A 24,877-nucleotide genomic window follows, 5' to 3' on the forward strand; every position below is an offset into this window, starting at 1 on the left:
TGCACGGCCGCCGTGAGACCTGGGTCACACAAGAGCGGCACCCGGGTGGCCGAGCGCCCGGAACATCCCCACCGTCCCGATCGCTATACGGGCATGAGCGAATACCGCATCGAGCACGACTCCATGGGCGAGGTACGCGTCCCGGCGGACGCCAAGTGGCGGGCCCAGACGCAGCGGGCCGTGGAGAACTTCCCGATCTCCGGCCAGCGCATCGAGCGCGCCCACATCGAGGCGCTCGCCCGGATCAAGGGCGCCGCGGCCCGGGTGAACGCGCGTCTCGGTGTGCTCGACAAGGACATCGCCGAGGCGATCCAGGAGGCGGCGGGCGAGGTCGCGGAGGGGCGGTGGGACGAGCACTTCCCCGTCGATGTGTTCCAGACCGGGTCCGGGACCTCGTCCAACATGAACACCAACGAGGTCATCGCCACCCTCGCCACCGAGCGGCTTGGCCGGGACGTGCACCCCAACGACCACGTCAACGCCTCCCAGTCCTCCAACGACGTCTTCCCCTCGTCCATCCACATCGCGGCCACCGCCGCCGTCACCCGCGACCTGATCCCCGCCCTGGAGCATCTGACGGCGGCCCTGGAGCGCAAGTCCGAGGAGTTCGCCGACGTCGTGAAGTCGGGGCGGACGCACCTCATGGACGCCACGCCCGTCACGCTGGGCCAGGAGTTCGGCGGGTACGCCGCCCAGGTGCGGTACGGCGTCGAGCGGCTGAACGCCTCCCTCCCCCGGCTCGCCGAGCTGCCGCTGGGCGGCACCGCCGTCGGCACCGGCATCAACACACCCCCCGGTTTCTCCGCCGCCGTCATCGAGGAGGTCGCCCGCACCACCGGGCTGCCGCTGACCGAGGCGCGCGACCACTTCGAGGCGCAGGGCGCGCGGGACGGGATCGTCGAGACCAGCGGGCAGCTTCGGACCATCGCCGTGGGCCTCACGAAGATCGCCAACGACCTGCGGTGGATGGCCTCGGGGCCGCGCACGGGCCTCTCCGAGATCAGCCTCCCCGACCTCCAGCCCGGCTCCTCGATCATGCCCGGCAAGGTCAACCCGGTGATCCCGGAGGCCGTGCTGATGGTCGCCGCACAGGTCGTCGGGAACGACGCGACCGTGGCGACGGCGGGCGCGGCGGGCAACTTCGAGCTCAACGTCATGCTCCCGGTGATCGCCAGGAACGTACTGGAGTCGATCCGGCTGCTCACCAACGTGTCACGGCTGCTCGCCGACCGGACCGTCGACGGGATCGTCGCGCACCGCGAACGGGCCCGGGAGTACGCCGAGTCGTCACCGTCCGTCGTCACGCCGCTGAACAAGTACATCGGGTACGAGGAGGCCGCCAAGGTCGCCAAGAAGGCGCTCGCGGAACGGAAGACGATTCGCCAGGTCGTCCTGGAGTCGGGGTACGTGGAGCGGGGCGATCTGACGGTCGAGCAGCTGGACCAGGCCTTGGATGTCCTGCGGATGACGCGTCCGTAACGGCGCAGAGCCTCCGAAAAACGCCTGATGACACCTCCGTTACGTCATGTGCCGGTTGGGGAGAACCGTGACGCTCGCCGCAGCGTCGTATGCCCTGGGCACCTAATATCTGGTCATGACAGACGGTGGAGCGGTGAGAGAAGTGGAAGCGGGCGGTTCGACGGCGCACTGGGCCCCCGGGAGTCAGATCCTGTGGCGGTACCGGGAGAACGCCGGCGCGCGCTTCCACATCTGCCGCCCGGTGACCGTCGTACAGGACGACGCCGAGCTTCTCGCGGTGTGGATGGCGCCCGGCACGGAGTGCGTGCGGCCGGTGCTCGCCGACGGCACGCCCCTGCACGGAGAACCGCTCGAGTCCCGCTACACGAAGCCGCGTACCGTGCGCCTTGACCGCTGGTTCGGCACGGGGGTGCTCAAGCTGGCGCGGCCCGGCGATCCCTGGTCCGTGTGGCTTTTCTGGGAGCCGGGGTGGCGTTTCAAGAACTGGTACGTGAACCTTGAGGCTCCGCTTGCCCGTTGGGAGGGCGGAGTCGACTCCGAGGATCACTTCCTGGACATCTCCGTCCACCCGGACCGGAGTTGGCGCTGGCTGGACGAGGACGAGTTCGCGCAGGCTCAGCGGGCCGGTCTCATGGACGCTCAACTGGCGGCAAAGGTAAGGGAAGCGGGGTGGTCGGCGGTGGACGTGATCCGTGCCTGGGGCGCGCCGTTCCGGGACGGCTGGCCGCGCTGGCGCCCGGATCCGGCATGGCCGGTTCCCGCCCTCCCCGATGACTGGGACCGTACGCCCGCGCATGTGTCCTCATGAGACCCTTGATGCGCCCCCGTGGTACAACCGTAGGATCGTCTTCCGCAAGGGCGCACGGCAGCAACAACTCCCGCAGTATGGGGCGGGCTTGACCATACGTCACCGAGGGGCGGCAGGACGTGAGCGAGGGGTACGAGGGCCACGGCGGTACGGCCTGCAGACGGCCGTACGGGCCGCACCGGCCGGACCGGGGCACGACGGCGTTCGGGCCGGCGACGGGCGGAGCCGCAACGGCGCTCCGGCCGGTAACGGACCGGCCCGGTCCTGACGAAGCGCAGATTCCGTTCCTGGGGCACACATTCCGGGTATCGGGGCTGCGGGACGAACTGCGCGCAGGGCGTGCAGCCCCGGACGGATGGATTCGACACGCGTGACGGAGCACCCCACCTCGCACGAGCGCCGCAAGCCCGGCGCCGGCCGGTCACCCGCCCCCGCGGACCCCCGCGGGGGGCTCCTGCGTACCCCGGAGCAGCCGTTGCAGACCCCGGGAGCCGGCGGGTTACCGGTACAGGCACGCGCGGGAGACGCCCCGAGCGGATCCGGTACGACCGTGCCCTGCGGCAAGAACGGCCCGTCCGGCGGCCAGGCGTCCGCCGGCACCGACGCGCCGTCGTCGGCCTCCCCGGGCCCCGGCCCGGGTCCCGAGCACTCCCAGCCCTCGGCCACCGAGTCCGATCCGCACCGTCCGCGCCCCGCTCCCGAGAGCATCCCGGTCCAGCAGGGCCCCGATCAGGAGCGGTCCTCGGGTGATTCCGGCAGCAAGGAGCGACGCACCGGACAGGGGCTGCCGCCGGGTGGCCCGATGCCGATGCGGCGGGACGGTGACCGGCTGCGCTTCGTGGGCGCCGCGACCCGGCGGATCGCCCGCGGCATCGACCTCGACGAGATCGTGATGGGTCTGTGCCGGGCGACCGTGCCGACCTTCTCGGACGCGATCCTGGTCTATCTGCGCGACCCGCTGCCCGTCGGCGACGAGCGGCCCACCGGGCCCCTCGTGCTGCGGCTGCGGCGCACCGACCGGATCCCCCCGGAGCGGGACACCGAGAACGGCTTCTCGCCCGCGCTCCAGCCGCCGGAGCCCGTCGAACTGCTGCAGCCGGTCAGCGCCGAGCTGTGCGAGGTGCGCCCCGGCGGCGCCCTCGCCGAGGTGCTGCGCGGTGTACGGCCCGTCTTCGCGGACGCGCCCGCGGCCCGGGCCGCGCTGCCCGAGCTGCTCGGCGACGAGCTGGTCGTGCCGTGCGGGCAGCGCGGGATCCTGGCCCCGCTGCGCGGCCGCCGCCGGGTGATCGGCGCGGCGCTGTTCCTGCGCCGTCCGGAGCGGCTCGCCTTCGAGGCCGACGATCTGCTGGTCGCCGCGCAGCTCGCCACGCACACCGCGCTCGGCATCGACAAGGCGGTGCTGTACGGGCGTGAGGCGTACATCGCCGACGAGCTGCAGCGCACGATGCTGCCCGAGACGCTGCCGCGGCCCACGGGTGTGCGGCTGGCGTCCCGCTATCTTCCGGCCGCCGAGACCGCGCGGGTCGGCGGCGACTGGTACGACGCGATCCCGCTGCCGGGCAGCCGCGTCGCGCTCGTCGTCGGTGACGTCATGGGCCACTCCATGACCTCGGCCGCCATCATGGGCCAGCTGCGGACCACCGCACAGACCCTCGCCGGGCTCGATCTGCCGCCGCAGGAGGTGCTGCACCACCTCGACGAGCAGGCGCAGCGCCTGGGCACCGACCGGATGGCGACCTGCCTGTACGCGGTCTACGACCCGGTCTCGCACCGGATCACCATCGCCAACGCGGGCCATCCGCCGCCGGTCCTGCTGCACCTGGGCGGGCGGGCCGAGGTGCTGCGGGTGCCGCCGGGCGCCCCGATCGGTGTGGGCGGGGTGGACTTCGAGGCGGTCGAGCTGGACGCGCCCGCCGGGGCGACGCTGCTGCTGTACACCGACGGCCTGGTCGAGTCGCGCCTCAGGGACGTATGGACCGGGATAGAGCAGCTGCGGGAGCGGCTCGCCGCGACCGCGCAGCTGACCGGGCCCGACCATCCGCCGCCGCTGGAAGCGCTCTGCGACGACGTGCTCGACATGCTCGGTCCGGGCGACCGGGACGACGACATCGCGCTGCTCGCCGCCCGCTTCGACGGGATCGCGCCGAGCGATGTCGCGTACTGGTACCTGGAGCCGGAGGACGCGGCCCCGGGGCGGGCCCGCAAGCTCGCCCGGCGGGCGCTGTCCCGGTGGGGTCTGGAGGACATGACCGACTCCGTGGAGCTGCTCGTCAGCGAGGTCGTGACCAATGCCGTGCGCTATGCGACGCGGCCGGTGACGCTGCGGCTGCTGCGTACGGACGTACTGCGCTGCGAGGTGGGCGACGACGTGCCGCAGCTGCCGCGGCTGCGGCAGGCGCGCGCCACGGACGAGGACGGACGCGGGCTCTACCTGGTCAACAAACTGGCCAGACGGTGGGGCGCCACCCGGCTGAGCACCGGAAAGGTCGTCTGGTTCGAGCTGAACCGGAGCTGAGGGGTACCCGCGCGGGATCCCCTCAGCGGCCGGCCGGAACCGAAAGCAGCCAGTCGGACCCGGACTGGGATTGGACCCCGTCCAAATGTTGCCGACATCCCGTCGGCGGAGTTGACTGCTGGGGTGGACGAAGCGACCTGACGACCCTCTTTCTTTGACGGGAGGACGCTCGTGACGCAGGCACCCCAGAAGGTTCCGTACACCACGAACAACGCAGGAATTCCGGTGGAGAGCGACGAACACTCGCTCACCGTCGGTCCCGACGGTCCGATCCTGCTCCAGGACCACTACCTCATCGAGAAGATGGCCCAGTTCAACCGGGAGCGGGTTCCCGAGCGGGTGGTGCACGCCAAGGGCAGTGGCGCGTACGGATTCTTCGAAGTGACCAATGACATCAGCCAGTTCACCAAGGCCGACCTCTTCCAGCCGGGCAGGCGCACCGACATGCTGGCCCGGTTCTCCACCGTGGCCGGTGAGCAGGGCTCGCCCGACACCTGGCGCGACCCTCGCGGCTTCGCGCTCAAGTTCTATACGGAACACGGCAATTACGACCTCGTGGGCAACAACACCCCGGTCTTCTTCGTCCGTGACACGATCAAGTTCCAGGACTTCATCCGCTCGCAGAAACGTCACCCGGCCACCGGGCTGCGCAGCAACGACATGCAGTGGGACTTCTGGACCCTGTCCCCCGAGTCGGCACACCAGGTGACCTGGCTGATGGGCGACCGGGGCATCCCGAAGACGTACCGCCACATGAACGGCTACAGCTCCCACACCTATATGTGGATCAACGGTGCCGGTGAGCGGTTCTGGGTGAAGTACCACTTCAAGACCGACCAGGGCATCGACTTCCTCACCCAGGCCGAGGCCGACGAGCTGGCCGGTAAGGACGGGGACCTGCACCGCCGGGACCTGTACGAGTCGATCGAGTCCGGCAACGCGCCGAGCTGGAGCCTGAAGGTCCAGATCATGCCGTTCGAGGACGCCGCGGACTACCGCTTCAACCCCTTCGACCTGACCAAGGTCTGGCCGCACGGGGACTACCCGCTGATCGACGTCGGCCGGATGACCCTCGACAAGAACCCCGAGGACTACTTCGTCCACATCGAGCAGGCCGCCTTCGAGCCCTCGAACCTGGTGCCCGGCATCGGCCCCTCGCCGGACAAGATGCTGCTCGGCCGGCTGTTCTCGTACCCGGACACCCACCGGTACCGGATCGGCCCCAACTATGCCCAGCTGCCGCCCAACCGGCCGCGCTCCGCGCTCAACTCGTACGCCAAGGACGGCCCGATGCGCTACGAGCCGTCGAACGCCGCCCGCCCGTACGCGCCCAACTCCTACGGCGGACCCGCGGCCGACTACGGGAGCTTCGGTGACCCCGCGAGCTGGCAGACCGCCGGCGAGCTGGTGCGCGAGGCGACCAAGCTGCACCGCGAGGACGACGACTGGGGCCAGGCGGGCACGATGGTCCGCCAGGTCCTTGACGACGCGGCCCGCGACCGGCTGGTGTCCAACGTCAGCGGTCATCTGCAGGCCGGCGTGTCGGGCCCGGTCCTCGACCGCGCGCTCCAGTACTGGCGCAACATCGACAAGGAGATCGGCGACCGGATCGCCAACGAGGTCAACGGAGGCTGAGTACGCGGTACGCGAGAGGGGGGCGCCCGGTGGTTCACCGGGCGCCCCCCCTCTCGTCCACCTACTGACTGTCCGGATCCAACGGATCCTCCGGGAGCCCTTCGTCGTCGCTCGACGTCGCCGTGGGCGTGGTCGCCGGCTCGGTCGTCGCCGGCGCACTCGTCGTGGGCTCGTCCGACGGGGTCGGGGGCGCGCTACTGCTCGTCGGCGGCTTGGTCGTCGGCTTCTCGGTGGTCGGCGTCGACGAGGGGGTCGTGGACGGCGACTGCGTGATGGAGGGCGACGCGGTGGGCGCCACCGCCGCGCCCTGCGTGGTGTCCAGGTCGAACTTGGTGACCTTGCCCATCGCGCCGAACGTGAAGTCCGCCCAGATCTGGGCCGGGAAGCCACCGCCGTTGACACGGCCACCGCCCGCGGCGCCCTTCAGGGTCACCTGCTTGCCCGCTTCCTTGGTACCGACCGCGCCCTCGCCGAACAGGCCGACCGAGGTGACCAGGTTCGGCGTGTAGCCGGTGAACCAGGCCGACTTGTTGTCGTCGGACGTACCCGTCTTGCCTGCGACCTGCTGACCCTTGCGGTCGGGCGCCTGGGCCACCGACTTCCGGGCCGTACCGTCGTCGACCACACCGGTCAGTACGGAGGTGACGGTGTCGGCGGCTTCCTCGCTGATGACCTGGTCGCCGATCGGGTCGGGGAATTCGACGTTGCGGTCCTTGTGCTCCGCCGACGCCACGACGGCCGGGGTGACCTTCTTGCCGTGGTTGTCGAGGGTGGCGTAGATGCCCGCCATCTCCAGCGGGCTCGCGCCCATGGTGCCGAGGGTCTGCGCGGGCACCGCCTGCACGCCCTTGGTGTCCATACCGAGGTCACCCGCGACCTTCAGCACGTTGTCCATCCCGACGTCGACGCCCATCTGCGCGAAGACGGAGTTGATGGACTTGTTCATCGCGGTCTGGACGGTGACGTCGCCGTAGTCCTGGTCGTCCTCGTTCGGCGGGGCGAAGGCGATGTCGCTGCCCTCGACCTTGCGGCCGCTCGTGCCGTCGTAGACCGTGCTCGCCGTGATCGGCTTCTTGTCCTGCGTCTCGGCGCTCTGCTCCAGGGCCGCCGCGAGGATCAGCGGCTTGAAGGTGGACGCCGGCTGGTAGTCGGCGCGGGTCGCGTTGTTGATGTAGTGCTTGAAGTAGTCCGTGCCGCCGTACATCGCGAGGACCTTGCCGGTCTTCGGGTCGACGGAGGCGGCACCGGCCTGGACGTCCGCGTCGACGTCCCGCTCCTTGGCGTCCAGGTTGCTGGTCAGCTTGTCCTTGACGGACTTCTCCAGCGCCGCCTGCTTCTTCTTGTCGATGTTGAGCTTGATGGTCCAGCCGCCCGCGTCGACCAGGGCCTTGGCCTCGTCGAGGTCGGCGGCCGCGCCCTGGGTGACGAGCTGCTTGGCCAGAGTGTTGTCGGCCTCGTTCACCAGATAGCCGGTCTGGCCCTCCATGCCGGGCGCGCCCTGCGGGTCCTTGGGCACCGGGAACTTCATGTCCTGGCGCTTGGCGGAGTCCAGCCAGCCCTGCTCGACCATGTTGTCCAGGGTGTAGTTCCAGCGGTCCTTGACCAGGGCCTTGCCGGTGTCCGTGGCGGTCGCCCAGTCGTACTGGCTCGGCGCCTGGAGGAGCGAGGCGAGGTACGCGCCCTGCTCGACGCTGAGATCGCTCGCGTCGACGCGGTAGTACGCCTGCGCCGCGGCCTGGATGCCGTACGCGGTGCGGCCGTAGTAGGCGGTGTTGATGTAACCGGCGAGGATGTCGTCCTTGGACGTCTGGCGGTCGACCTTCAGCGAGATGACCATTTCCTTCAGCTTGCGCGTGACGGTCTGGTCCTGCGTGAGGTAGAAGTTCTTGACGTACTGCTGGGTGATCGTCGAGCCACCCTGCAGGCCCTTGCCCGACAGGGTGTTGAACAGACCGCGGGCGGTGCCCTTGAAGTCGATTCCCGAGTCCGTGTAGAAGGTCTTGTTCTCGGCGGCGACGAAGGTCTTCTGGACGCCCTTGGGCACCTCGGCCAGGTCCACGACCTCGCGGTTGACCTCACCGGTGCGGGCGAGGGACGAGCCGTCGCTGTACTGGTAGACGTTGCTCTGCTGCTGCGCGGCCGCGTTGCCCTTGGGCACGTCGACGATCATGTAGAGCACGATGAAGGCGCCCATGCCGAGCAGGCAGAAGCCGAGGAACGTACCGAGGAGCGTCTTCCAGTTCACGAACCGGCGTATGCCACTGCGGCGGCCGGCCTTGCCTTTGGCCGAGCGCTTGGGCGCCGCGCGGCGGTGGCCCTGCGCCTGCCGCGCTCGTCTCTCGTCCGCTCGTCCCATGGGTCGATCCGCTCCGCTTCACTCTCGTGTGGCACACAGGTTCATCGCTCAGGTCAGCTCAGCAAACTAACACCGCGCGATATGACAAAGGGCGGCCGATCCCGTCTTTTACGGACGTGAGAATCAGCACGCGACACACTCCAGCCCCAATGGAACCGACGATCGAGAGGGGTGGAAGGTTGCCGAGCGGGGTAAAGTGATATCACTTAGCTAGATTCAAGCTATGCCGCACTGCAACCACGACCACGGGGGGACGCTCATGTCCGCGCACGACTCCACACCCATCGCCGACGTACCCGAAATGCCCGCCCCACGCGTACGGGAGTTCGCCGCGCGCAGCATCGGAGGCGGGCTCGCGCTGCTGCTCGGCCTGGTCGGGCTACTGCTCGGCGCGGGCATGATCGCGACCGCGACGACGGTCGACGCGACCGGCCCCAAGGCCGCGCTCATCATCGGCGGCATCGTGGTCGCCATCGCGTCGTTCACCGCCATGTGCGGGCTGAACACCGTGGCACCGGGCGAGGCCCGCGTCGTCCAGCTCTTCGGGAGGTACCGGGGGACGATCCGGCAGGACGGGCTGCGCTGGGTGAATCCGCTGACCTCGAGGACCAAGATCTCGACGCGCGTACGCAACCACGAGACCCCCGTCCTCAAGGTCAACGACGCGTACGGCAACCCCATCGAACTCGCCGCCGTCGTGGTGTGGAACGTCCAGGACACCGCGCAGGCCACCTTCGAGGTGGACGACTTCCTGGAGTTCGTCGCCACCCAGACCGAGGCGGCCCTGCGGCACATCGCCATCGAGTACCCGTACGACGCCCACGACGAGGGCGGACTGTCGCTGCGCGGCAACGCCGAGGAGATCACCGAGAAGCTGGCCGTCGAGCTGCACGCGCGCGTGGCCGCCGCCGGAGTGCGGATCATCGAGTCGCGCTTCACGCATCTCGCGTACGCTCCCGAGATCGCGTCGGCGATGCTCCAACGGCAGCAGGCGGGGGCGGTCGTCGCCGCACGGCGGCAGATCGTGGACGGCGCGGTCGGCATGGTCGAGGCGGCGATCGCCCGGATCACCGAGCGCGACATCGTGGAGCTGGACTCCGAGCGGAAGGCGGCGATGGTGTCGAACCTGATGGTGGTGCTCTGCGGGGATCGTGCGCCGCAGCCCGTCCTGAACACGGGGTCCCTCTACCAGTGACGGTTCCTTCCGATCCCTCCGCGGCAGGTCCCGGCGGGACTCCCGCCAAGGGCTCCGCTCCCGGACGACGGCCGCAGCAGCAGCGCAAGCAGATGCTGCTGCGGCTGGACCCGCTCGTCCACGACGCACTGGCCCGCTGGGCCGGGGACGAGCTGCGCTCCGCCAACGCCCAGATCGAGTTCCTGCTGCGCAGGGCACTGGCTGAGGCGGGCCGGCTGCCGGGCGGGACCGGGCCGATCCCGCGGCGGGGGCGGCCGCCCGCCTCGGACGACTCCGAGGATTAGCCGCCCCGGCAGGGGGCGCGAAAAGACCGGTGACAGAACCGTGACAATGCCCCCTGACCTGCGGTCTTGACCTCCCCATCCCGATCTATACACGGCACGTATACACACCATGTATACGTGCTGTGTATTGTCCTCGCCATGTCCATCGGTCACACGCTCCTAGGACTCCTCGAGTCCGGGCCCCGGCACGGTTACGACCTGAAGCGGGCCTTCGACGAAAAGTTCGGTCACGACCGGCCGCTGCACTACGGCCAGGTCTACTCGACGATGTCGCGCCTCCTGAAGAACGGTCTCGTGGAGGTCGACGGGATAGAGGCGGGCGGCGGTCCCGAGCGCAAGCGGTACGCGATCACCGAGGCGGGGATCACCGACGTACAGCAGTGGCTCGCGACCCCCGAGAAGCCCGAGCCCTATCTGCAGTCGACCCTCTACACGAAGATCGTCCTCGCCCTGCTGACCCACCGCGACGCGAGCGAGCTCCTCGACACCCAGCGCTCGGAGCACCTGCGCATGATGCGCATGCTGACCGACCGCAAGCGCAAGGGCGATCTCGCGGACCAACTGATCTGCGACCACGCCCTCTTCCACCTCGAGGCCGATCTGCGGTGGCTGGAGCTCACCGCCGCCCGCCTCGGCCAACTCGCCGAGGCGGTGACAACCCGATGACCACCATGACCCCGAGGACCCCGATGACTCCTCCTCCCGGTTCCCTGCTGACCGCGTCGGAACTTCGCAAGACATACGGACCGACGACCGCACTGGACGGCGCCGAGTTCTCCATACACCCCGGCGAGGTCGTCGCGGTGATGGGACCCTCCGGCTCCGGCAAGTCCACGCTGCTGCACTGTCTCGCCGGAATCGTGACGCCCGACTCGGGCTCGATCACGTACAACGGCCGCGAGATGGCGACGATGAACGACACGCAGCGCAGTGCCCTGCGGCGTACCGAGTTCGGGTTCGTCTTCCAGTTCGGGCAGCTCGTACCCGAGTTGACCTGCGTCGAGAACGTCGCCCTGCCGCTGCGCCTCAACGGCACGAGCCGCAAGGAGGCCGAGCGCACCGCGCTGGCGCGGATGGAGCAGCTGGAGGTCGACGACCTCAAGGGCAAGCGGCCCGGCGAGGTCTCCGGCGGCCAGGGGCAGCGCGTGGCGGTGGCGCGTTCGCTGGTCACCGACCCGCGTGTGCTGTTCGCCGACGAGCCGACCGGCGCGCTCGACTCGCTCAACGGCGAGCGCGTGATGGACCTGCTCACGGAGGCCGCCCGGTCCACCAACGCGGCCGTCGTGCTCGTCACGCACGAGGCGCGGGTGGCCGCGTACTCCGACCGCGAGATCGTCGTACGCGATGGAAAGTCCCGGGACATGGAGCGGATCGTATGAAGGCGCGGGGGGTCCGCCAGTGGGCCAGAGACCTGGCCATGGGCGCCAGGTTCGCCTTCACCGGCGGACGCGAGGGCTGGGTCAGGGTCCTGCTGACGGCCGTCGGCGTCGGGCTCGGGGTGGCACTGCTGCTGCTCACCGCCGCGATCCCGAGCGCGTTGACCGCCCGGCACGACCGCGAGACCGCGCGTACGGACATCACGTACAGCGACAATCAGGTGGCGAAGGCCGACAACACGCTGATCGTCGCGAACGTCGGCACCACCTATCGCGAGAAGGACGTCCGGGGACGGCAGTTGGAGCCCGAGGGACCCCGGGCCCCGCTGCCGCCGGGAGTGGACAAGTTCCCGGCGCCAGGCGAGATGGTGGTCTCCCCCGCGCTGGACGAGCTGCTGAAGTCGGACAGCGGGAAGCTGCTGCGCGAGCGGCTGCCGTACCGCACCGTCGGCACCATCGGCGAGCCCGGTCTCATCGGCTCGGCCGAACTCGCCTTCTACGCGGGCGGCGAGGGACTGGCACCGAAGGTCAACGGCGGCAAGGTGGTCCGCATCGACAAGTTCGGGGATCCGCTGCCGTCGTCCGAGCCGATGGATCCCGTACTGATCCTGCTGGTCGTCGTCATGTTCGTGGTGCTGCTTACGCCGGTCGGCGTCTTCATCGCCGCGGCCGTACGGTTCGGCGGCGAGCGGCGCGACCGCAGGCTCGCGGCGCTGCGCCTGGTCGGCTCCGACAGCCGGATGACCCGGCGGATCGCCGCCGGTGAGGCGCTCGCGGGTGCCGTGGTCGGGCTCGGTTTCGGCACGGTCTTCTTCCTGATCGGCCGCGAGATCGCGGGCTCCGTCGAGGTTCTCGACGTCAGCGTGTTCCCCAGTTACATGAACCCCTCGCCGGGGCTGGCCGCGCTGGTCGCCCTCGCGGTTCCGGCGGCGGCGGTGCTGGTCACCCTGCTCGCGCTGCGCGGCGTCGTCATCGAGCCGCTCGGTGTGGTGCGCTCGGCCCGGCCGGCACGGCGCCGGCTGTGGTGGCGGCTGCTGCTGCCCCTTGGCGGGCTCGCGATGCTCTACCCGATGATCGGGCAGGGCCGGGAGAACGGGGACTTCAACCAGTACCTGGTGATCGGCGGCGTCATCCTGCTGCTCGTCGGCATCACCGCACTGCTGCCCTGGGTCGTCGAGGCCGTCGTCGCCCGGCTCGGCTCCGGCCCGGTCGCCTGGCAACTGGCCGTCCGCAGGCTCCAGTTGAGCAGCGGAACGGCGGCCCGCATGGTCAACGGCATCGCGGTGGCGGTGGCCGGGGCGATCGCCCTGCAGATGCTGTTCGCCGGCGTCGAGGACGACTTCACCACGGTGTCGCAGAACGACCTCACACGGGCACAGATGCAGGTGCCGCTGCCGAGCGGCACCCCGCTCGCTCCGGCCGCCGAGAAGCTCGAGCGGACCAAGGGCGTACGCCATGTCCTGGCGCTCTCCGAGGGCTACCTCGGCGACAGCAGGACGGACCCCGAGCACTCCAACGGGTTCACCGTCGGCGACTGCGCCGCCCTGCGCGAGGTGGCGACCCTGCCCTCGTGCCGTGACGGCGACGTATTCGCTGTCACCGGCGTCGACTACGACACCGACACCGAGGAGCTGGCCAAGCCCGGCCAGACGCTCTACATGGACCCGTCCTACAGCGACTCCCCCCGGAGCCGGGAGATCGCCTGGACCGTGCCGAAGGGCCTGAAGCAGGCCAAGGCGAGCCAGGACCCGACCGGCCAGTATCGCGGTGGCTTCCTGATCACTCCGAGCGCTCTGCCGGCGAAGGCCACGCCGACCGTCGACGGGCAGCTCTACCTCAGCCTCGACGAGTCGGTGCCGGACGTGCACGAGTACGTACGGAACACGGCCGCGGGCATCAGCCCGTTCGCGGACCCCTTCCTGTGGACGTCCAGCGAGCGGTCCGAGCGCTACACCTCCATCCGCACCGGCCTGTTCGTCGGCGCCACCTGCGTCCTCTTCCTGATCGGCGCGAGCCTGCTGGTCTCCCAGCTCGAGCAGCTGCGCGAACGGAAGAAGCTCCTGTCGGCCCTGGTCGCCTTCGGCACCCGGCGCCGCACACTGAGCCTGTCGGTGCTCTGGCAGACCGCGATCCCGATCTCCCTCGGCCTGCTCCTGGCCTCGACGGTGGGCCTGACCCTGGGCTCGGTCCTGCTGAAGATGGCGAGCACCCCGGTACGGGTGGACTGGGCGAGCATGCTGCAGATGACCGGCATCGGTGCGGCGGTCGTGGTCGTGGTGACGCTGCTCAGCCTGCCGCCGCTGCTGCGGCTGATGCGGCCGGACGGGCTGCGTACCGAGTAGGACCGACGGACGGCTGGGAGAACCCGTACGGGAATTGGCCGCAGCGCTTCCCGGAGCGCTGCGGCCTTCCTCGTGCTCGGCCCCGCGCGCCGCTCCCGCAAGCAGGCCGGTTACCTCACCGTCTGCGGTGTTCCTGGAGCGCGTTCTGGGCCAGAGCCACATCCACCGCCGTGGCTCCCCCGGGCTCCTCGGAGCTGTACGAACGCAGGTAGCCCACCACCGTGTTGGTGACGGCCACCAGTGGGACGGCCACCACCGCGCCGCCGATCCCGGCGACCATGCCACCCGCGGCGACCGACAGGACGACGGCCAGCGGATGCACCCGTACGGCCCGGCCCAGAATGAACGGCTGCAGGATGTGCCCCTCGATCTGCTGCACGGCGAGGACCACGACCAGCACCATGACCGCCGTGAAGGGGCCCTGCGTCACCAGGGCGACCACCACCGCCAGCGCTCCCGAGATCACCGCACCCACGAGGGGGATGAAGGCGCCCAGGAAGATGAAGACGGCGAGCGGTACGGCCATCGGGACGTCGAGGAAGTAGATGCCGAGGCCGATGAAGATCGCGTCGATCAACGCCACCACCACCGTGCCGCGGACGTACGCCGTCAGCGTGCGCCAGGCCCGCGGGCCCGCCCCCGCGACACCCGGACGGGCGGCCGCCGGAACCAGCTTGAGCGTCCACTGCCAGATCTTCTTGCCGTCGTAGAGCAGGAACAGCGTCGAGAACATCGTCAGGAGGATGCCGGTGAGGGCCTCGACGATGACCGTCACGCCTTCTAGGCCCGCCGACGTGATCTGGTCCGTGTTCGTGCCGATCGCGTCGCGCAGGTTCTTGGCGATCTCGTTGATCTGCTTGTCGGTCACATGGAACGGGCTGTTGAGGAGCCAGTTCCGCAACTCGTCGACGCCGTCCTGGATCTGGTCGGAGAGGTTGTCGATGTTCTCCTGGACCTGCCAGACCACGAACCAGCCGATCAGCCCGATGACGACGAAGCCGAGGATCGCGGTGAGCGCGGTGGCCAGCCCGCGCGGCACCCCGTAGCGAGTCAGCCGGGCCACGGTGGGTTGCAGTATCGCGGTGATGAGCAGCGCGGCCACGAAGGCGAACACCACGAGTTGTACGGAGCTGATGACCCGCATCAACACCCAGAGGGTGCCCGCGAGTACGAGCAGCCGCCAGCCGGCCTCGGCCGCGACCCGTACACCCCAGGGCACCGCCACGGCGGGGTCGGGGCGTGCCGCCACCGCGGTCACGTGTGCGGGAGCAGCGGGGGCGGGGGCGGGAACAGGAGCGGGAGGCGAGGCGGGGTCGGCAGGGGCGCCGGCGAGGTCGGAGACCACTGCCGCGTCCTGGGAGCCGGGCGTGCCCGACGGCGGCTGTGCGTCCCCTGAGGCCTTGGCCTCTCCCGGGGCCGCGTCTTCCGGCGAGGACGGGGCGTCCGCCGAGGACGCGCCGCCTGCCCGAGCGGGGTGCCGCGCCGGCGGTTCGTCGGGCCCGGACTGCGACTCCCGCTCCACCTCGGCCCGCCGCTCGTCCAACCGCTTGCCCAACTCGGTCAGTCCGGCACCGATCCGGCCGAGCCAATCCGGTACCCGCGACATGATCCGTCCTCTTCCCCCGTTGCGCTCCACCACTCCCCCCGGAGTCGTCGGATCCGACCGTACATGGCCGAAGCCCCTCCCCGTAGGACGGGGAGGGGCTCCGAAAGGTTGAGCGTCCGGCGTGCTGAGCGCTGCCTCAGTACCAGTTGTTGGCCTGCCAGAACGACCAGGCATCACAGGGGCTGCCGTAGCGGTCGTTCATGTAGTTGAGGCCCCACTTGATCTGGGTGGCCGGGTTGGTCTGCCAGTCGGAACCGACGGACGACATCTTGGAACCGGGCAGGGCCTGGAAGAGACCGTAGGCACCGGAGGAGGCGTTGACCGCCTGGTAGTTCCAGCTGGACTCGTGGTCCACGATGTTGCTGAAGCACTGGTACTGACCACTCGGCACCATGGACTGCGCCATGGCCTGGATCTGCGCGATGGTGTAGGAGGACTGCACGGTGAAGCTGCTGGCGTCGCGAGTCGCGTCGCGGCTGGCCGCTTCCTCGGCTTCCTTGCGCTCCTTGGCGTCCTGCTCGGCCTTCTCCGCGGCCTTCTGCTTCGCGACGGCGTCGTCGGCGGCCTGCTTACGGGCAGCCTCTTCCGCGTCCTTCTTGGCGCTCGCGTCGGCCTGGATGGCCTGAGCGGTGGCCTGCTGCGTCAGGGATGCGGTCTGTACCTGGGCCTGCTGGCCCGCGGGTATGTCCGCGAGGAGAGTCGCGTCGCTTGCCGTCGCCTCGGCGTCGTTCGAGGGAACAGCGGTGCTGCCCGAGGCAACTCCGACGACGCTTCCGACAGCGGTGACCGCGGTGGCCGAAGCCACTGCGAATCCCCGGACCGAAATCCGGCTCACACGGTTTCCTTCCAGCATCGCCCGCTTAGGTGACCCTCGCGGACGCAATCGTGCCCCTTTGACGCTGGCCTCCCAACTGCGGGGTCACGGGAGGCACGGGCCCGGTGGGCAACTCCCTTGCGGGGAGCGCCGCGTGGTGCGCGGGCGGCATACGACGGCTCTATGGAGTTCTGAGGTTCCTGTTGTGCCGTACCGCTGGGGGTACAGGTGTGTCGTATGCGGGGCCTGACAGGAGTGAGACTCTGCCGTAACCCGACGCCGGGAGGCAATTCTGAGTTGCGTGTGAAAGCTCACACCCCGTTTGCCTCAGGAGTTTTCCGGAAACAAGCACGCACCAAGACGCCGCCCGGCTAGGCTCTTCGCCTTCGCCGGACGGCGCCAACTACCGTGCATCCGCCACCCATTGACGGAATGGGTCAGGGTGGTTCAGATGGTTCAGATCTGCCCGTCCTCCAGCATTTCGGTCACTAGTGCCGCGATCTGGGACCTCTCGGACCGGTTCAGAGTCACGTGCGCGAAGAGTGGATGCCCCTTCAGTTTCTCGACGACGGCAACCACGCCGTCGTACCGGCCGACTCGCAGATTGTCCCGTTGTGCCACGTCATGGGTCAGAACGACCCGTGAATTGGCGCCGATTCGCGACAGAACGGTCAGCAGCACATTCCGTTCCAGTGACTGCGCCTCGTCCACGATCACGAACGCGTCGTGCAGGGAGCGGCCGCGGATGTGGGTGAGCGGCAGGACCTCCAGCATGCCGCGTGCGGTGACCTCTTCGATGACCTCGCGCGAAGTGACGGCCGACAGGGTGTCGAAGACCGCCTGCGCCCACGGGCTCATCTTCTCCGACTCGGAGCCGGGCAGATAGCCGAGCTCCTGCCCGCCCACCGCGTACAGCGGCCGGAAGACCATCACCTTCTGGTGCTGGCGCCGCTCCAGGACGGCCTCCAGACCCGCGCAGAGCGCGAGCGCGGACTTGCCGGTGCCGGCCCGGCCGCCCATCGACACGATCCCGATGTCCGGGTCGAGGAGAAGGTCGAGGGCGATCCGCTGCTCCGCGCTCCTCCCCTTGATGCCGAAGGCCTCGCGATCGCCGCGTACGAGCCGGACGTTGCCCTCGGACGTGACGCGCCCCAGTGCCTTGCCGCGCTCCGACTGGATCGTCAAGCCCGTGTGGACCGGCAGATCGGCCGCCTCGGGGACGTACGCGTGGCCCTCGTCGAAGAGGATGTCCACCTGCTCGCCCGCCAGGGTCAGTTCGGACATTCCGGTCCAGCCGGAGTTGCCCGTGATGGCGAGCTCCGCGCGGTACTCCTCGGCGAGGAGTCCGACGGAGGATGCCTTGATCCTGAGCGGCAGGTCTTTCGACACGACCGTGACGTCGTACCCCTCGGCCTGCAGATTGCGGGCGACCGCGAGGATGCGGGAGTCGTTGTCCCCCAGGCGGTAGCCGCTGGGCAGCACACTGGGGTCCGAGTGATTGAGCTCGACGCGTAGCGTTCCGCCGAGATCCCCGATCGGGAGAGGGGCGTCGAGGCGGCCGAACCGCACTCGGAACTCGTCGAGCAGACGCAGGGCCTGCCTGGCGAAGTAGCCGAGTTCGGGATGGTGCCTCTTGGCCTCCAACTCCGTGACCACGACGATCGGAAGCACGACTTCATGCTCGTCGAAGCGGTTCAGGGCGTTCGGGTCGGCCAGCAGGACGCTGGTGTCGAGAACATAGGTGCGCCGGTCTGGCATACGGCGCTTTGTGCTGGTCACCACGGAAGGACGTACCCCCTCGGATGAGGTCGGGGAGCGACGAAGGAGATCTGGACCGGTCTGCGGCGCCGATGCGCGGGCCGAAAACCGGCCCTCCGCTTCGTCCGTACTGACCGCACGGTCGGGCTGGTGCAAAGGGCCTCCCGGGCGGACGGCCCCGTGCCGTCCGCTGAGATCCGACGCCCGTGGTTCGGGCATCGACCTGCATGGCTTATGCCCTCGAACACGCACTGCCATGCCAGGGCATATGACCACGCGTTCGTTAACTCCAGATGACGTGTGTCCCCGGGGTGCCGTCGGCGGGCATGCCGAAGGAGCGCGCCCGTGCCGAGGTCCGGGCGTCACAAGGGGGTGTGTCAGCCGCCGTAACGCCGGTGTCGCGCCGCGTAGTCACGCAGGGCGCGCAGGAAGTCGACCTTGCGGAAGGCCGGCCAGAAGACCTCGCAGAAGTAGTACTCGGAGTGGGCCGTCTGCCAGAGCATGAATCCGGACAGCCGCTGCTCGCCGCTCGTACGGATCACGAGGTCGGGGTCGGGCTGGTCGCTGGTGTAGAGGTGCTTGCCGATGAGGTCGATGTCGACGGACTCGGCGATGTCCTCGATGGAGGCGCCCTTGTCGGCGGCGTCGAGGAGCATCGAGCGCACGGCGTCGGCGATCTCCTGGCGGCCGCCGTAGCCGATGGCGACGTTGACGACTATTCCGTCGACGTGCGCGGTGGACTCCTCGGCCTCCTTGAGGGCGTGCTGCAGATGCCCGGGCAGCAGATCGGGCGTGCCCACGTGGTGGACGCGCCAGCGGCCGTCGGCGGCGAGGGTGCGGACGACGTTCTCGATGATCCCGAGGAGCGGGACGAGCTCCTCCGCGGGACGGTCGAAGTTGTCCGTCGACAGCAGCCACAGGGTGACGACCTCGACATCGGTCTCGGAGCACCAGCCGAGGAACTCCTCGATCTTCTCGGCTCCGGCCCGGTGCCCGTGTGCGGCGGTGGAGCCCGCCGCCTTCGCCCAGCGCCGGTTGCCGTCCATGATGACGCCGATGTGCTTGGGCACCTGATCGTGGTCGAGGTGGCCTTCCACCCTGCGTGCATAGAACCTGACCAGAAGACGGCGCAGGTTGTCGCGCAGGTTCACGTGTTGTCAGCCCCTCCGTGCAGATGGCGATCCCCCAGGGCCGACACCCTACCCCTGTGGGAAGGCAGTGTTCCCTTGGGGTACAGGGCTCCCCTGTGATGGAGCACAGGGCGCTCCTGTGAGTTGTCAGCGCGCTGACGTAGCTTCGTAACCATGAACGACTCGTCTGTATACCGCGCCTTGACAGAGCGGTACGAATCGATGGAATACCGGCGTACGGGACGCAGCGGACTCAAGCTGCCCGCCGTCTCGCTCGGCCTGTGGCACAACTTCGGCGACGACCGCGGCCTCGACTCCCAGCGCGCGATCCTGCGCCGCGCCTTCGACCTGGGCGTCACGCACTTCGACCTGGCGAACAACTACGGGCCGCCGCCCGGCTCCGCGGAGCTCAACTTCGGCAAGCTGCTGAAGCAGGACTTCGCGCCCTACCGGGACGAGTTGGTCCTGTCGACCAAGGCCGGCTACGAAATGCACCCCGGCCCGTACGGCGAGTGGGGTTCCCGCAAGTACCTGCTGTCGTCCCTGGACGCCTCGCTGAAGCGGATGGGCGTCGACTACGTGGACATCTTCTACTCGCACCGCTTCGATCCGGACACCCCGCTGGAGGAGACGATGGGCGCGCTCGCGTCCGCGGTCCAGCAGGGCAAGGCGCTGTATGTGGGGGTGTCCTCGTACAGCGCCGAGCAGACCACCGAGGCGGCCTCGATCCTGACCGGGATGGGGGTGCGTCCGCTCATCCACCAGCCCTCGTACTCGATGATCAACCGCTGGACGGAGGACGACGGCCTGCTCGACGCGCTGGAGGCGGCCGGCATGGGCTGCATCTCCTTCGCGCCGCTCGCGCAGGGCCTGCTGACGGGCAAGTACCTCAAGGGCATCCCGGAGGGCTCGCGAGCCACCCAGGGCAAGTCGTTGGACCCGGGCCTGGCGGGCGACGCCGATGTCGTGCGCCGGCTGAACGGGCTGAACGACATCGCGGCCCGCCGCGGCCAGTCCCTCGCCCAGCTCGCGCTCACCTGGGTGCTGCGCGACGAGCGGATGACCTCCGCTCTCATCGGTGCGTCCAGCGTGCGGCAGCTGGAGGAGAACCTGGCGGCGCTGTCGGCTCCGAAGCTGACGGACGAGGAGTTGAAGGAGATCGACGCGTTCGCGGTGTCAACGCCGGGGACGAACATCTGGGCCGGCAGGCGCTGAGTCGGTCGGGCATCCGCCGGGCCGGTCGGCGCTGAGTCACCGGGGTTCGCCGGGGCTGGGGGCCGCGGGGCCTGGGGGGCGCACGGGGGCGCCCGTCCGGCGGGCGGTGTGCGGGCACAAAAAACGGGCCGGTCCGTGGGGGGGAGACGGACCGGCCCGAGGGGGGGTTTCCACCATAACCCTTCGTAAGTGATGCTGCGTGCATCGGCGTGCCACAACTACTCTCCGGAATCGCCCGACGACGCCGCGATGGGCCCGGAAGCCCGGATTCAGGGTGCGATCATGGCCGAATCACAGCGGAATCAAAGGGGTTCGTCGAGAACCGCGGAGGATTCGGAAAGATCCGGAGGGTTTGCTCGCTGATTGTGTTTTCCTCGGCGACTCGCCGGGACGTACTCCAAGAGAGTGACGCGCGTCGGGAACGGCGGCTTGACGCCACCGCTAACTTCGCAGCCATGGCGACGTTCACCACTCCCGAGACCCCCGAGCCGGTCCCCCTGGAACTCGCCGAGTCGGCGCGGGCCCGGCGGCGCGGACTGCTCGGGCGGGAGGGGATCGAGGGGGCGCTGTTGCTGAGTCCGGCGAGCTCGGTGCACACGGTGGGGATGCGGTTCGCGATCGACGTCGCACACCTGGACGGGAAATTCCGGGTCCTGGCGGTACGCACGATGCGCCCGGGTCGGGTGGGGCTGCCGCGCCCGCGAGCCAGGCACGTCCTGGAGGCGGAAGCCGGGGCGATGGAGCGGTGGGGTCTGCGGCGCGGGGTGCGGCTCGTGGTCCAGGGCCGGTGACGTCGGTCCGGTGCCGGTGACCTCGGTGCGATGCCGATGACGTCGGGCTCCGACGGGGTGACGTCGCGTCAGAAAAGTGGACGCAGCACCGCGCAGCCCCCTCCACTGCGCGGTGCCACACGCGCAGCTTTGCTCACGCGAATTACCTTGGTCTGAACTTACGTGAGGCAAACAGCCGAGGCGAGCCACTCTGGATAACGATGTGAAAACCGTGTGAGTTGTGCGCCACACGCCGGACACGCACCCACCCACGCGCCGCCATCCACCGCCACCCACCGCCGGGTGTCCACCATATGGACGGACATCTCATGCGGAATGGGCCACATCCGCATGTTTTCGGTCAATCAGCGCCCGCCGCCTCAGCGGACAGAATCTGACCTCTTTCGGGTCTAGCGTCGGCCTCATGACCGTGAAGATCACATGGGACGAGGCGAGCGCACGGCGGCTGGAACGGCAGTTCCTCACCGTGCCCGCGAAGACCGGCACCCCCGTGGCCGAGGTGGTCGGCGCGATGCTCGGCGCGCACGCGCAGGTGCTGTCGGCGGCCGAGGTGTCGGTGGGGGTGCGGGCGGACGGGGTGACGCGGGCGGACGTACGCGCGGCGCTGTGGGAGCACCGGTCGCTGGTGAAGATGCACGGCCCCCGGGGAACCGTGCATCTGCTGCCCACCTCCGAACTCCCCTTCTGGACAACCGTGTTGGCGGCGATTCCGACCGGTTCGGGCCCGTTCGCGCCGAACGCGCGGCTCACCGAGGCGCAGGCGGAAGAGGTGGTCGCGGCGATCGGGGAGGCCCTGGACGGCACGTACCTGACCATCGACGAGCTGAGCGACGAGGTGGTGGCGCGCACCGGGCCCTGGGCCGGGGACCTGGTGATGCCCGCCTTCCAGACCATGTGGCCGCGCTGGCGCCAGGTGATGCACCGGGCGGGACAGCGGGGCGCGCTGTGTTTCGGGCCGAACCGGGGCCGCAAGGTGACGTACACACGGCCTCCGCGCTTCGAACCGCTGGCGGAGGATGCGGCGCTCTCGACGCTCGTACGGCGTTATCTGCGCGCCTACGGACCGGCGACGGTGGCGAACTTCGCCAAGTGGCTTGCGGCGCCCCGGGGTTGGGCGGGTGAGCTGTTCGCCTCGTCCGCCGCGGCCGGTGAGATCGAAGAGGTCGGCTTCGAGGGAGGACCGGCCTGGGTGGTGGCGGGCGACACGGAGTTCCCCGCGGAACCCGTGCGCGGGCTGCGGCTGCTCCCCTACTTCGACGCGTACGCCATCGCCGCCCAGCCGCGCGAGACGCTGTTCCCCGGGCCGGCGTACGAGCGCGCCCTCGCGGGCGGCCAGGCCGGCAACTACCCGGTGCTCCTGGTCGACGGCGTGGTCGCGGGGGTCTGGCACCAGCGTCGCCAGGGCAAGCGTACGACGGTCACGGTGGAGCCGCTGGGGCGGCTGACGGCGGCGCGGGAACGGGAGTTGGCCGTGCGGGTGGAGCGGGTGGGGGAAGTGCTGGAGGCGAAGGCGGAGTTGGTGATCGGGAAGGTGACGGCGGGGGCGCACGCGTAGGCGCGCTGTCACGGCCTCCGGGATTCAGGTTTCGGGGCTTCGGGCTTCCGGGCTTCGGGCTTCCGGGCTTCGATGAGGAAGCGGGTGCTGTGGGCGATGAACGGGCCCTCGGTCTCGATCTGCTCGTGCAGGGTGCGGAGTTGGGGGCGGTACTGGTCGACGGTGAAGCCGGGGACCATCCAGATCACCTTGCGGAGGAAGTGGACGACGGCTCCGATGTCGTGGAACTCGATGCGGAGGCGTTCCGAGCGCAGGTCCACGAGGTCGAGTCCGGCGGCCTCGGCTGCGGCGACGGCGAGGTCCGGGTGGCGGCCGTTCTTGACCTTGTCCGGCTGCGGGCCGAGGAAGTACTCCACGACCTCGACGACACTCGCCGGGCCGACCTGCTGGGAGAAATAGGTGCCTCCGGGGCGCAGGACGCGCGCGACCTCGTCCCAGTAGGTGCGGACGGGGTGACGGCTGACGACCAGGTCGAAGGCCTCGGCCGCGAAGGGCAGCGGCGCGTCCTCCGGGGCGGCGACCACCACGGCGCCGCGCGAGTGGAGGAGGGCGGTGGCCTTGGCGACGTTCGGCGGCCAGCCCTCGGTGGCTGCGGTGAGCTGGGGCAACTTCGGTGCGGAGTCGAGGACTTCACCCCCGCCGGTCTGGATGTCGAGCGCGGCGGACGCGCGTGCGAGCCGCTCCCCCATCGCCCGCGCGTAACCCCACGAGGGCCGCTCCTCGGTGGCCCGGCCCTCGAACCAGGAGAAGTCCCAGCCGTCGACGGACGCGGCCTCGGCTTCGCTGACGAGGGCTTCGAAGGTGCGGTTGCGGATCGCGGTCATGCGGCGGATCTTCTCAAGGGGGCGGACGGTGCCGCGAATGAATTCCGGCGCGTCGCGGTCGCCGTGTGCTGTCAGTGGCCCTGCGTTGTCGTGACCCCGCGATGTCAGTGGCCGCTGTTACGTTCCGGCCATGACGACGAATACAGGGGCCGCCCGAACTCCGTACACCGGTGGCGAGAAGGAGAGCCTGCACGCGAGTCTCAACCGGCACAGAGATGCCGTGCTGTGGAAGCTGGAGGGGCTCGACGACGAGCAGGTGCGGCGGGTGATGACGCCGTCGGGCACGAACCTGCTGGGCCTGGTGAAGCATCTCGCGTCCGTCGAGTACGGCTGGTTCTGCTCGACGTTCGGGCGCGAGGTCGAGCCCTTTTGGTTCGACCCGTACAAGGCGGAGGACATGAGCGCGGGCCAGGGTGAGACGACGGCGCAGATCGTGGAGTTCTACGGCCGCGCCCGCGCCGCCGCCGACTACACCATCGACGAGCTCTCCCTCGACGACCTCGGCAAGTCCTCGCACGGCACGACCGTCTCCCTGCGCTGGGTCCTGATCCACATGGTCGAGGAGACGGCACGGCACGCGGGACACATGGACATCGTGCGGGAGTTGATCGACGGTGGGGCGGGGGATCACCGGCGGGGCTGACTCCCCTCCTCGTGCAGCTCGTCGGGCTTTTCCAGTACGAGCATGGCGTGTTCGTTCTCGCCGTGGCGGACCGTGCCGGTGTGCTGGAAGCCGTGCTTCTCCAGGAGGCGTACTGAGGCGGTGTTGCCGGTGAAGGGGTCGGCGTACAAGGGGCGGTTCTTCTCAAGGCGGAGGAAGAGGGTGAGGGCCTCGGTGGCGATGCCCCGGCCCCAGTACGGGCGGCCGAACCAGTAGCCGATGAAGCGCCGCGGATCCTGTTGACTCTGCCGGCCCGGTTGGTCGTCCCACCAGGCCACGATGTTGCCGGCCGGTTCGCCCGCGACGGTGACCGTCTGGACGAAGGCGGTGCTGTCGCCGAGGACCTTCGTGACCCAGTGGTTCATGAAGACCTCCCGTTCCCGGGAGGGGAACCTCGACCGCCGCACCGCCTCCGCGTCCAGCTGCTGCTCGTAGAACAGCTCCAGATCAGCGTCCTGTACGTCCCTGATTCGCACGTCGTCCCTCATGCTCAGGAAGTGTGGCACCGGGCACTGACAATTCCCGGTCCCTCA

20 protein-coding genes are annotated in these 24,877 nt (G+C 69.5%); 13 read left to right on the forward strand and 7 right to left on the reverse strand.

Annotated elements, in window-relative coordinates; translation table 11 throughout:
* The first annotated feature begins 93 nt into the window (after positions 1-93).
* The 4 genes from OG266_RS15370 to OG266_RS15385 all read left to right on the forward strand — a co-directional run bounded on the left by OG266_RS15370 (position 94) and on the right by OG266_RS15385 (position 6,437).
* A complete protein-coding gene (locus OG266_RS15370) occupies positions 94-1,479 on the forward strand; it encodes a class II fumarate hydratase (RefSeq protein WP_329545718.1) in 1,386 nt (461 codons plus the stop codon).
* A gap of 115 nt (positions 1,480-1,594) precedes the next feature.
* Positions 1,595-2,287: a DUF402 domain-containing protein gene (locus OG266_RS15375; protein ID WP_371546196.1), complete on the forward strand. Its 693-nt coding sequence runs from the start codon at positions 1,595-1,597 to the stop codon at positions 2,285-2,287.
* Positions 2,288-2,657: 370 nt separating this feature from the next.
* A complete protein-coding gene (locus OG266_RS15380; protein ID WP_266454960.1) occupies positions 2,658-4,802 on the forward strand; it encodes a SpoIIE family protein phosphatase in 2,145 nt (714 codons plus the stop codon).
* Between the two features lie 171 nt (positions 4,803-4,973).
* Positions 4,974-6,437: a catalase gene (locus OG266_RS15385; RefSeq protein ID WP_371546198.1), complete on the forward strand. Its 1,464-nt coding sequence runs from the start codon at positions 4,974-4,976 to the stop codon at positions 6,435-6,437.
* 61 nt (positions 6,438-6,498) lie between these two features.
* Here the strand turns inward: OG266_RS15385 and OG266_RS15390 are convergent, their stop codons facing one another.
* Positions 6,499-8,793, reverse strand: a complete 2,295-nt coding sequence (locus OG266_RS15390; RefSeq protein WP_371546200.1) for a transglycosylase domain-containing protein — start codon at positions 8,791-8,793, stop codon at positions 6,499-6,501.
* Positions 8,794-9,052: 259 nt separating this feature from the next.
* On the opposite strand from OG266_RS15390, the gene OG266_RS15395 reads away from it, so the two are divergent.
* From OG266_RS15395 to OG266_RS15415, 5 genes are all read left to right on the forward strand, one after another.
* Positions 9,053-9,988: an SPFH domain-containing protein gene (locus OG266_RS15395; RefSeq protein ID WP_371552797.1), complete on the forward strand. Its 936-nt coding sequence runs from the start codon at positions 9,053-9,055 to the stop codon at positions 9,986-9,988.
* A complete protein-coding gene (locus OG266_RS15400) occupies positions 9,985-10,272 on the forward strand; it encodes a hypothetical protein (RefSeq protein WP_266454969.1) in 288 nt (95 codons plus the stop codon). Before OG266_RS15395 ends, OG266_RS15400 begins: the two co-directional genes overlap by 4 nt.
* A gap of 138 nt (positions 10,273-10,410) precedes the next feature.
* Positions 10,411-10,938, forward strand: coding sequence for a PadR family transcriptional regulator (locus tag OG266_RS15405; protein ID WP_266454972.1), 528 nt, complete (start codon positions 10,411-10,413; stop codon positions 10,936-10,938).
* A 23-nt stretch (positions 10,939-10,961) separates the two neighbouring features.
* On the forward strand, positions 10,962-11,651 hold the full coding sequence (locus OG266_RS15410; RefSeq protein ID WP_266463776.1) for an ABC transporter ATP-binding protein: 690 nt from the start codon (positions 10,962-10,964) through the stop codon (positions 11,649-11,651).
* Positions 11,648-13,990 (forward strand): ABC transporter permease, encoded by a 2,343-nt coding sequence (locus tag OG266_RS15415; RefSeq protein WP_371546202.1) that lies wholly within the window; start codon positions 11,648-11,650, stop codon positions 13,988-13,990. The genes OG266_RS15410 and OG266_RS15415 overlap by 4 nt, the downstream gene beginning before the upstream one ends.
* Before the next feature lie 115 nt (positions 13,991-14,105).
* On the opposite strand, the gene OG266_RS15420 is transcribed toward OG266_RS15415, so the two are convergent.
* From OG266_RS15420 to OG266_RS15435, 4 genes are all read right to left on the reverse strand, one after another.
* Complete coding sequence (locus tag OG266_RS15420) at positions 14,106-15,596, reverse strand: AI-2E family transporter (RefSeq protein ID WP_371546204.1); 1,491 nt, start codon at positions 15,594-15,596, stop codon at positions 14,106-14,108.
* Positions 15,597-15,732: 136 nt separating this feature from the next.
* Positions 15,733-16,449, reverse strand: a complete 717-nt coding sequence (locus OG266_RS15425) for a transglycosylase SLT domain-containing protein (RefSeq protein WP_266454981.1) — start codon at positions 16,447-16,449, stop codon at positions 15,733-15,735.
* A 417-nt stretch (positions 16,450-16,866) separates the two neighbouring features.
* Positions 16,867-18,192 carry a PhoH family protein gene (locus OG266_RS15430; RefSeq protein WP_266454984.1) on the reverse strand — a complete coding sequence of 442 codons (1,326 nt, stop codon included), beginning with the start codon at positions 18,190-18,192 and terminating at the stop codon, positions 16,867-16,869.
* A 353-nt stretch (positions 18,193-18,545) separates the two neighbouring features.
* On the reverse strand, positions 18,546-19,319 hold the full coding sequence (locus OG266_RS15435; RefSeq protein ID WP_266454987.1) for an isoprenyl transferase: 774 nt from the start codon (positions 19,317-19,319) through the stop codon (positions 18,546-18,548).
* Positions 19,320-19,472: 153 nt separating this feature from the next.
* On the opposite strand from OG266_RS15435, the gene mgrA reads away from it, so the two are divergent.
* The 3 genes from mgrA to OG266_RS15450 all read left to right on the forward strand — a co-directional run bounded on the left by mgrA (position 19,473) and on the right by OG266_RS15450 (position 22,859).
* Complete coding sequence (gene mgrA, locus OG266_RS15440) at positions 19,473-20,513, forward strand: L-glyceraldehyde 3-phosphate reductase (protein ID WP_266454989.1); 1,041 nt, start codon at positions 19,473-19,475, stop codon at positions 20,511-20,513.
* Positions 20,514-20,968: 455 nt separating this feature from the next.
* Entirely contained in the window at positions 20,969-21,304 is a 336-nt protein-coding gene (locus OG266_RS15445) for a DUF192 domain-containing protein (protein WP_371546207.1), read from the forward strand.
* 403 nt (positions 21,305-21,707) lie between these two features.
* Entirely contained in the window at positions 21,708-22,859 is a 1,152-nt protein-coding gene (locus OG266_RS15450; RefSeq protein ID WP_371546209.1) for a winged helix DNA-binding domain-containing protein, read from the forward strand.
* Between the two features lie 8 nt (positions 22,860-22,867).
* Here the strand turns inward: OG266_RS15450 and OG266_RS15455 are convergent, their stop codons facing one another.
* The gene (locus OG266_RS15455) at positions 22,868-23,683 is read right to left on the reverse strand and encodes a class I SAM-dependent methyltransferase (RefSeq protein ID WP_371546211.1); all 816 of its coding nucleotides are present in this window, start codon (positions 23,681-23,683) and stop codon (positions 22,868-22,870) included.
* A 130-nt stretch (positions 23,684-23,813) separates the two neighbouring features.
* On the opposite strand from OG266_RS15455, the gene OG266_RS15460 reads away from it, so the two are divergent.
* Positions 23,814-24,326, forward strand: coding sequence for a DinB family protein (locus tag OG266_RS15460; RefSeq protein ID WP_371546213.1), 513 nt, complete (start codon positions 23,814-23,816; stop codon positions 24,324-24,326).
* Here the strand turns inward: OG266_RS15460 and OG266_RS15465 are convergent.
* Positions 24,311-24,832 carry a GNAT family N-acetyltransferase gene (locus tag OG266_RS15465; RefSeq protein ID WP_371546215.1) on the reverse strand — a complete coding sequence of 174 codons (522 nt, stop codon included), beginning with the start codon at positions 24,830-24,832 and terminating at the stop codon, positions 24,311-24,313. The genes OG266_RS15460 and OG266_RS15465 overlap by 16 nt on opposite strands.
* Positions 24,833-24,877: the final 45 nt, after the last annotated feature.

The organism is Streptomyces sp. NBC_00554 (genome assembly GCF_041431135.1).
Classification (GTDB): domain Bacteria; phylum Actinomycetota; class Actinomycetes; order Streptomycetales; family Streptomycetaceae; genus Streptomyces.

What these genes read in the sequence shown, in the direction of transcription:
- OG266_RS15415 (WP_371546202.1), top strand. Translation starts at nt 11,648, where the DNA reads ATGAAGGCGCGGGGGGTCCGCCAGTGGGCCAGAGACCTGGCCATGGGC.
- OG266_RS15390 (WP_371546200.1), bottom strand. Translation starts at nt 8,793, where the DNA reads ATGGGACGAGCGGACGAGAGACGAGCGCGGCAGGCGCAGGGCCACCGC.
- OG266_RS15425 (WP_266454981.1), bottom strand. Translation starts at nt 16,449, where the DNA reads ATGCTGGAAGGAAACCGTGTGAGCCGGATTTCGGTCCGGGGATTCGCA.
- OG266_RS15465 (WP_371546215.1), bottom strand. Translation starts at nt 24,832, where the DNA reads ATGAGGGACGACGTGCGAATCAGGGACGTACAGGACGCTGATCTGGAG.
- OG266_RS15405 (WP_266454972.1), top strand. Translation starts at nt 10,411, where the DNA reads ATGTCCATCGGTCACACGCTCCTAGGACTCCTCGAGTCCGGGCCCCGG.
- OG266_RS15410 (WP_266463776.1), top strand. Translation starts at nt 10,962, where the DNA reads ATGACTCCTCCTCCCGGTTCCCTGCTGACCGCGTCGGAACTTCGCAAG.
- OG266_RS15370 (WP_329545718.1), top strand. Translation starts at nt 94, where the DNA reads ATGAGCGAATACCGCATCGAGCACGACTCCATGGGCGAGGTACGCGTC.
- OG266_RS15455 (WP_371546211.1), bottom strand. Translation starts at nt 23,683, where the DNA reads ATGACCGCGATCCGCAACCGCACCTTCGAAGCCCTCGTCAGCGAAGCC.
- OG266_RS15460 (WP_371546213.1), top strand. Translation starts at nt 23,814, where the DNA reads ATGACGACGAATACAGGGGCCGCCCGAACTCCGTACACCGGTGGCGAG.
- OG266_RS15395 (WP_371552797.1), top strand. Translation starts at nt 9,053, where the DNA reads ATGTCCGCGCACGACTCCACACCCATCGCCGACGTACCCGAAATGCCC.
- OG266_RS15450 (WP_371546209.1), top strand. Translation starts at nt 21,708, where the DNA reads ATGACCGTGAAGATCACATGGGACGAGGCGAGCGCACGGCGGCTGGAA.
- OG266_RS15420 (WP_371546204.1), bottom strand. Translation starts at nt 15,596, where the DNA reads ATGTCGCGGGTACCGGATTGGCTCGGCCGGATCGGTGCCGGACTGACC.
- mgrA (WP_266454989.1), top strand. Translation starts at nt 19,473, where the DNA reads ATGAACGACTCGTCTGTATACCGCGCCTTGACAGAGCGGTACGAATCG.
- OG266_RS15375 (WP_371546196.1), top strand. Translation starts at nt 1,595, where the DNA reads ATGACAGACGGTGGAGCGGTGAGAGAAGTGGAAGCGGGCGGTTCGACG.
- OG266_RS15445 (WP_371546207.1), top strand. Translation starts at nt 20,969, where the DNA reads ATGGCGACGTTCACCACTCCCGAGACCCCCGAGCCGGTCCCCCTGGAA.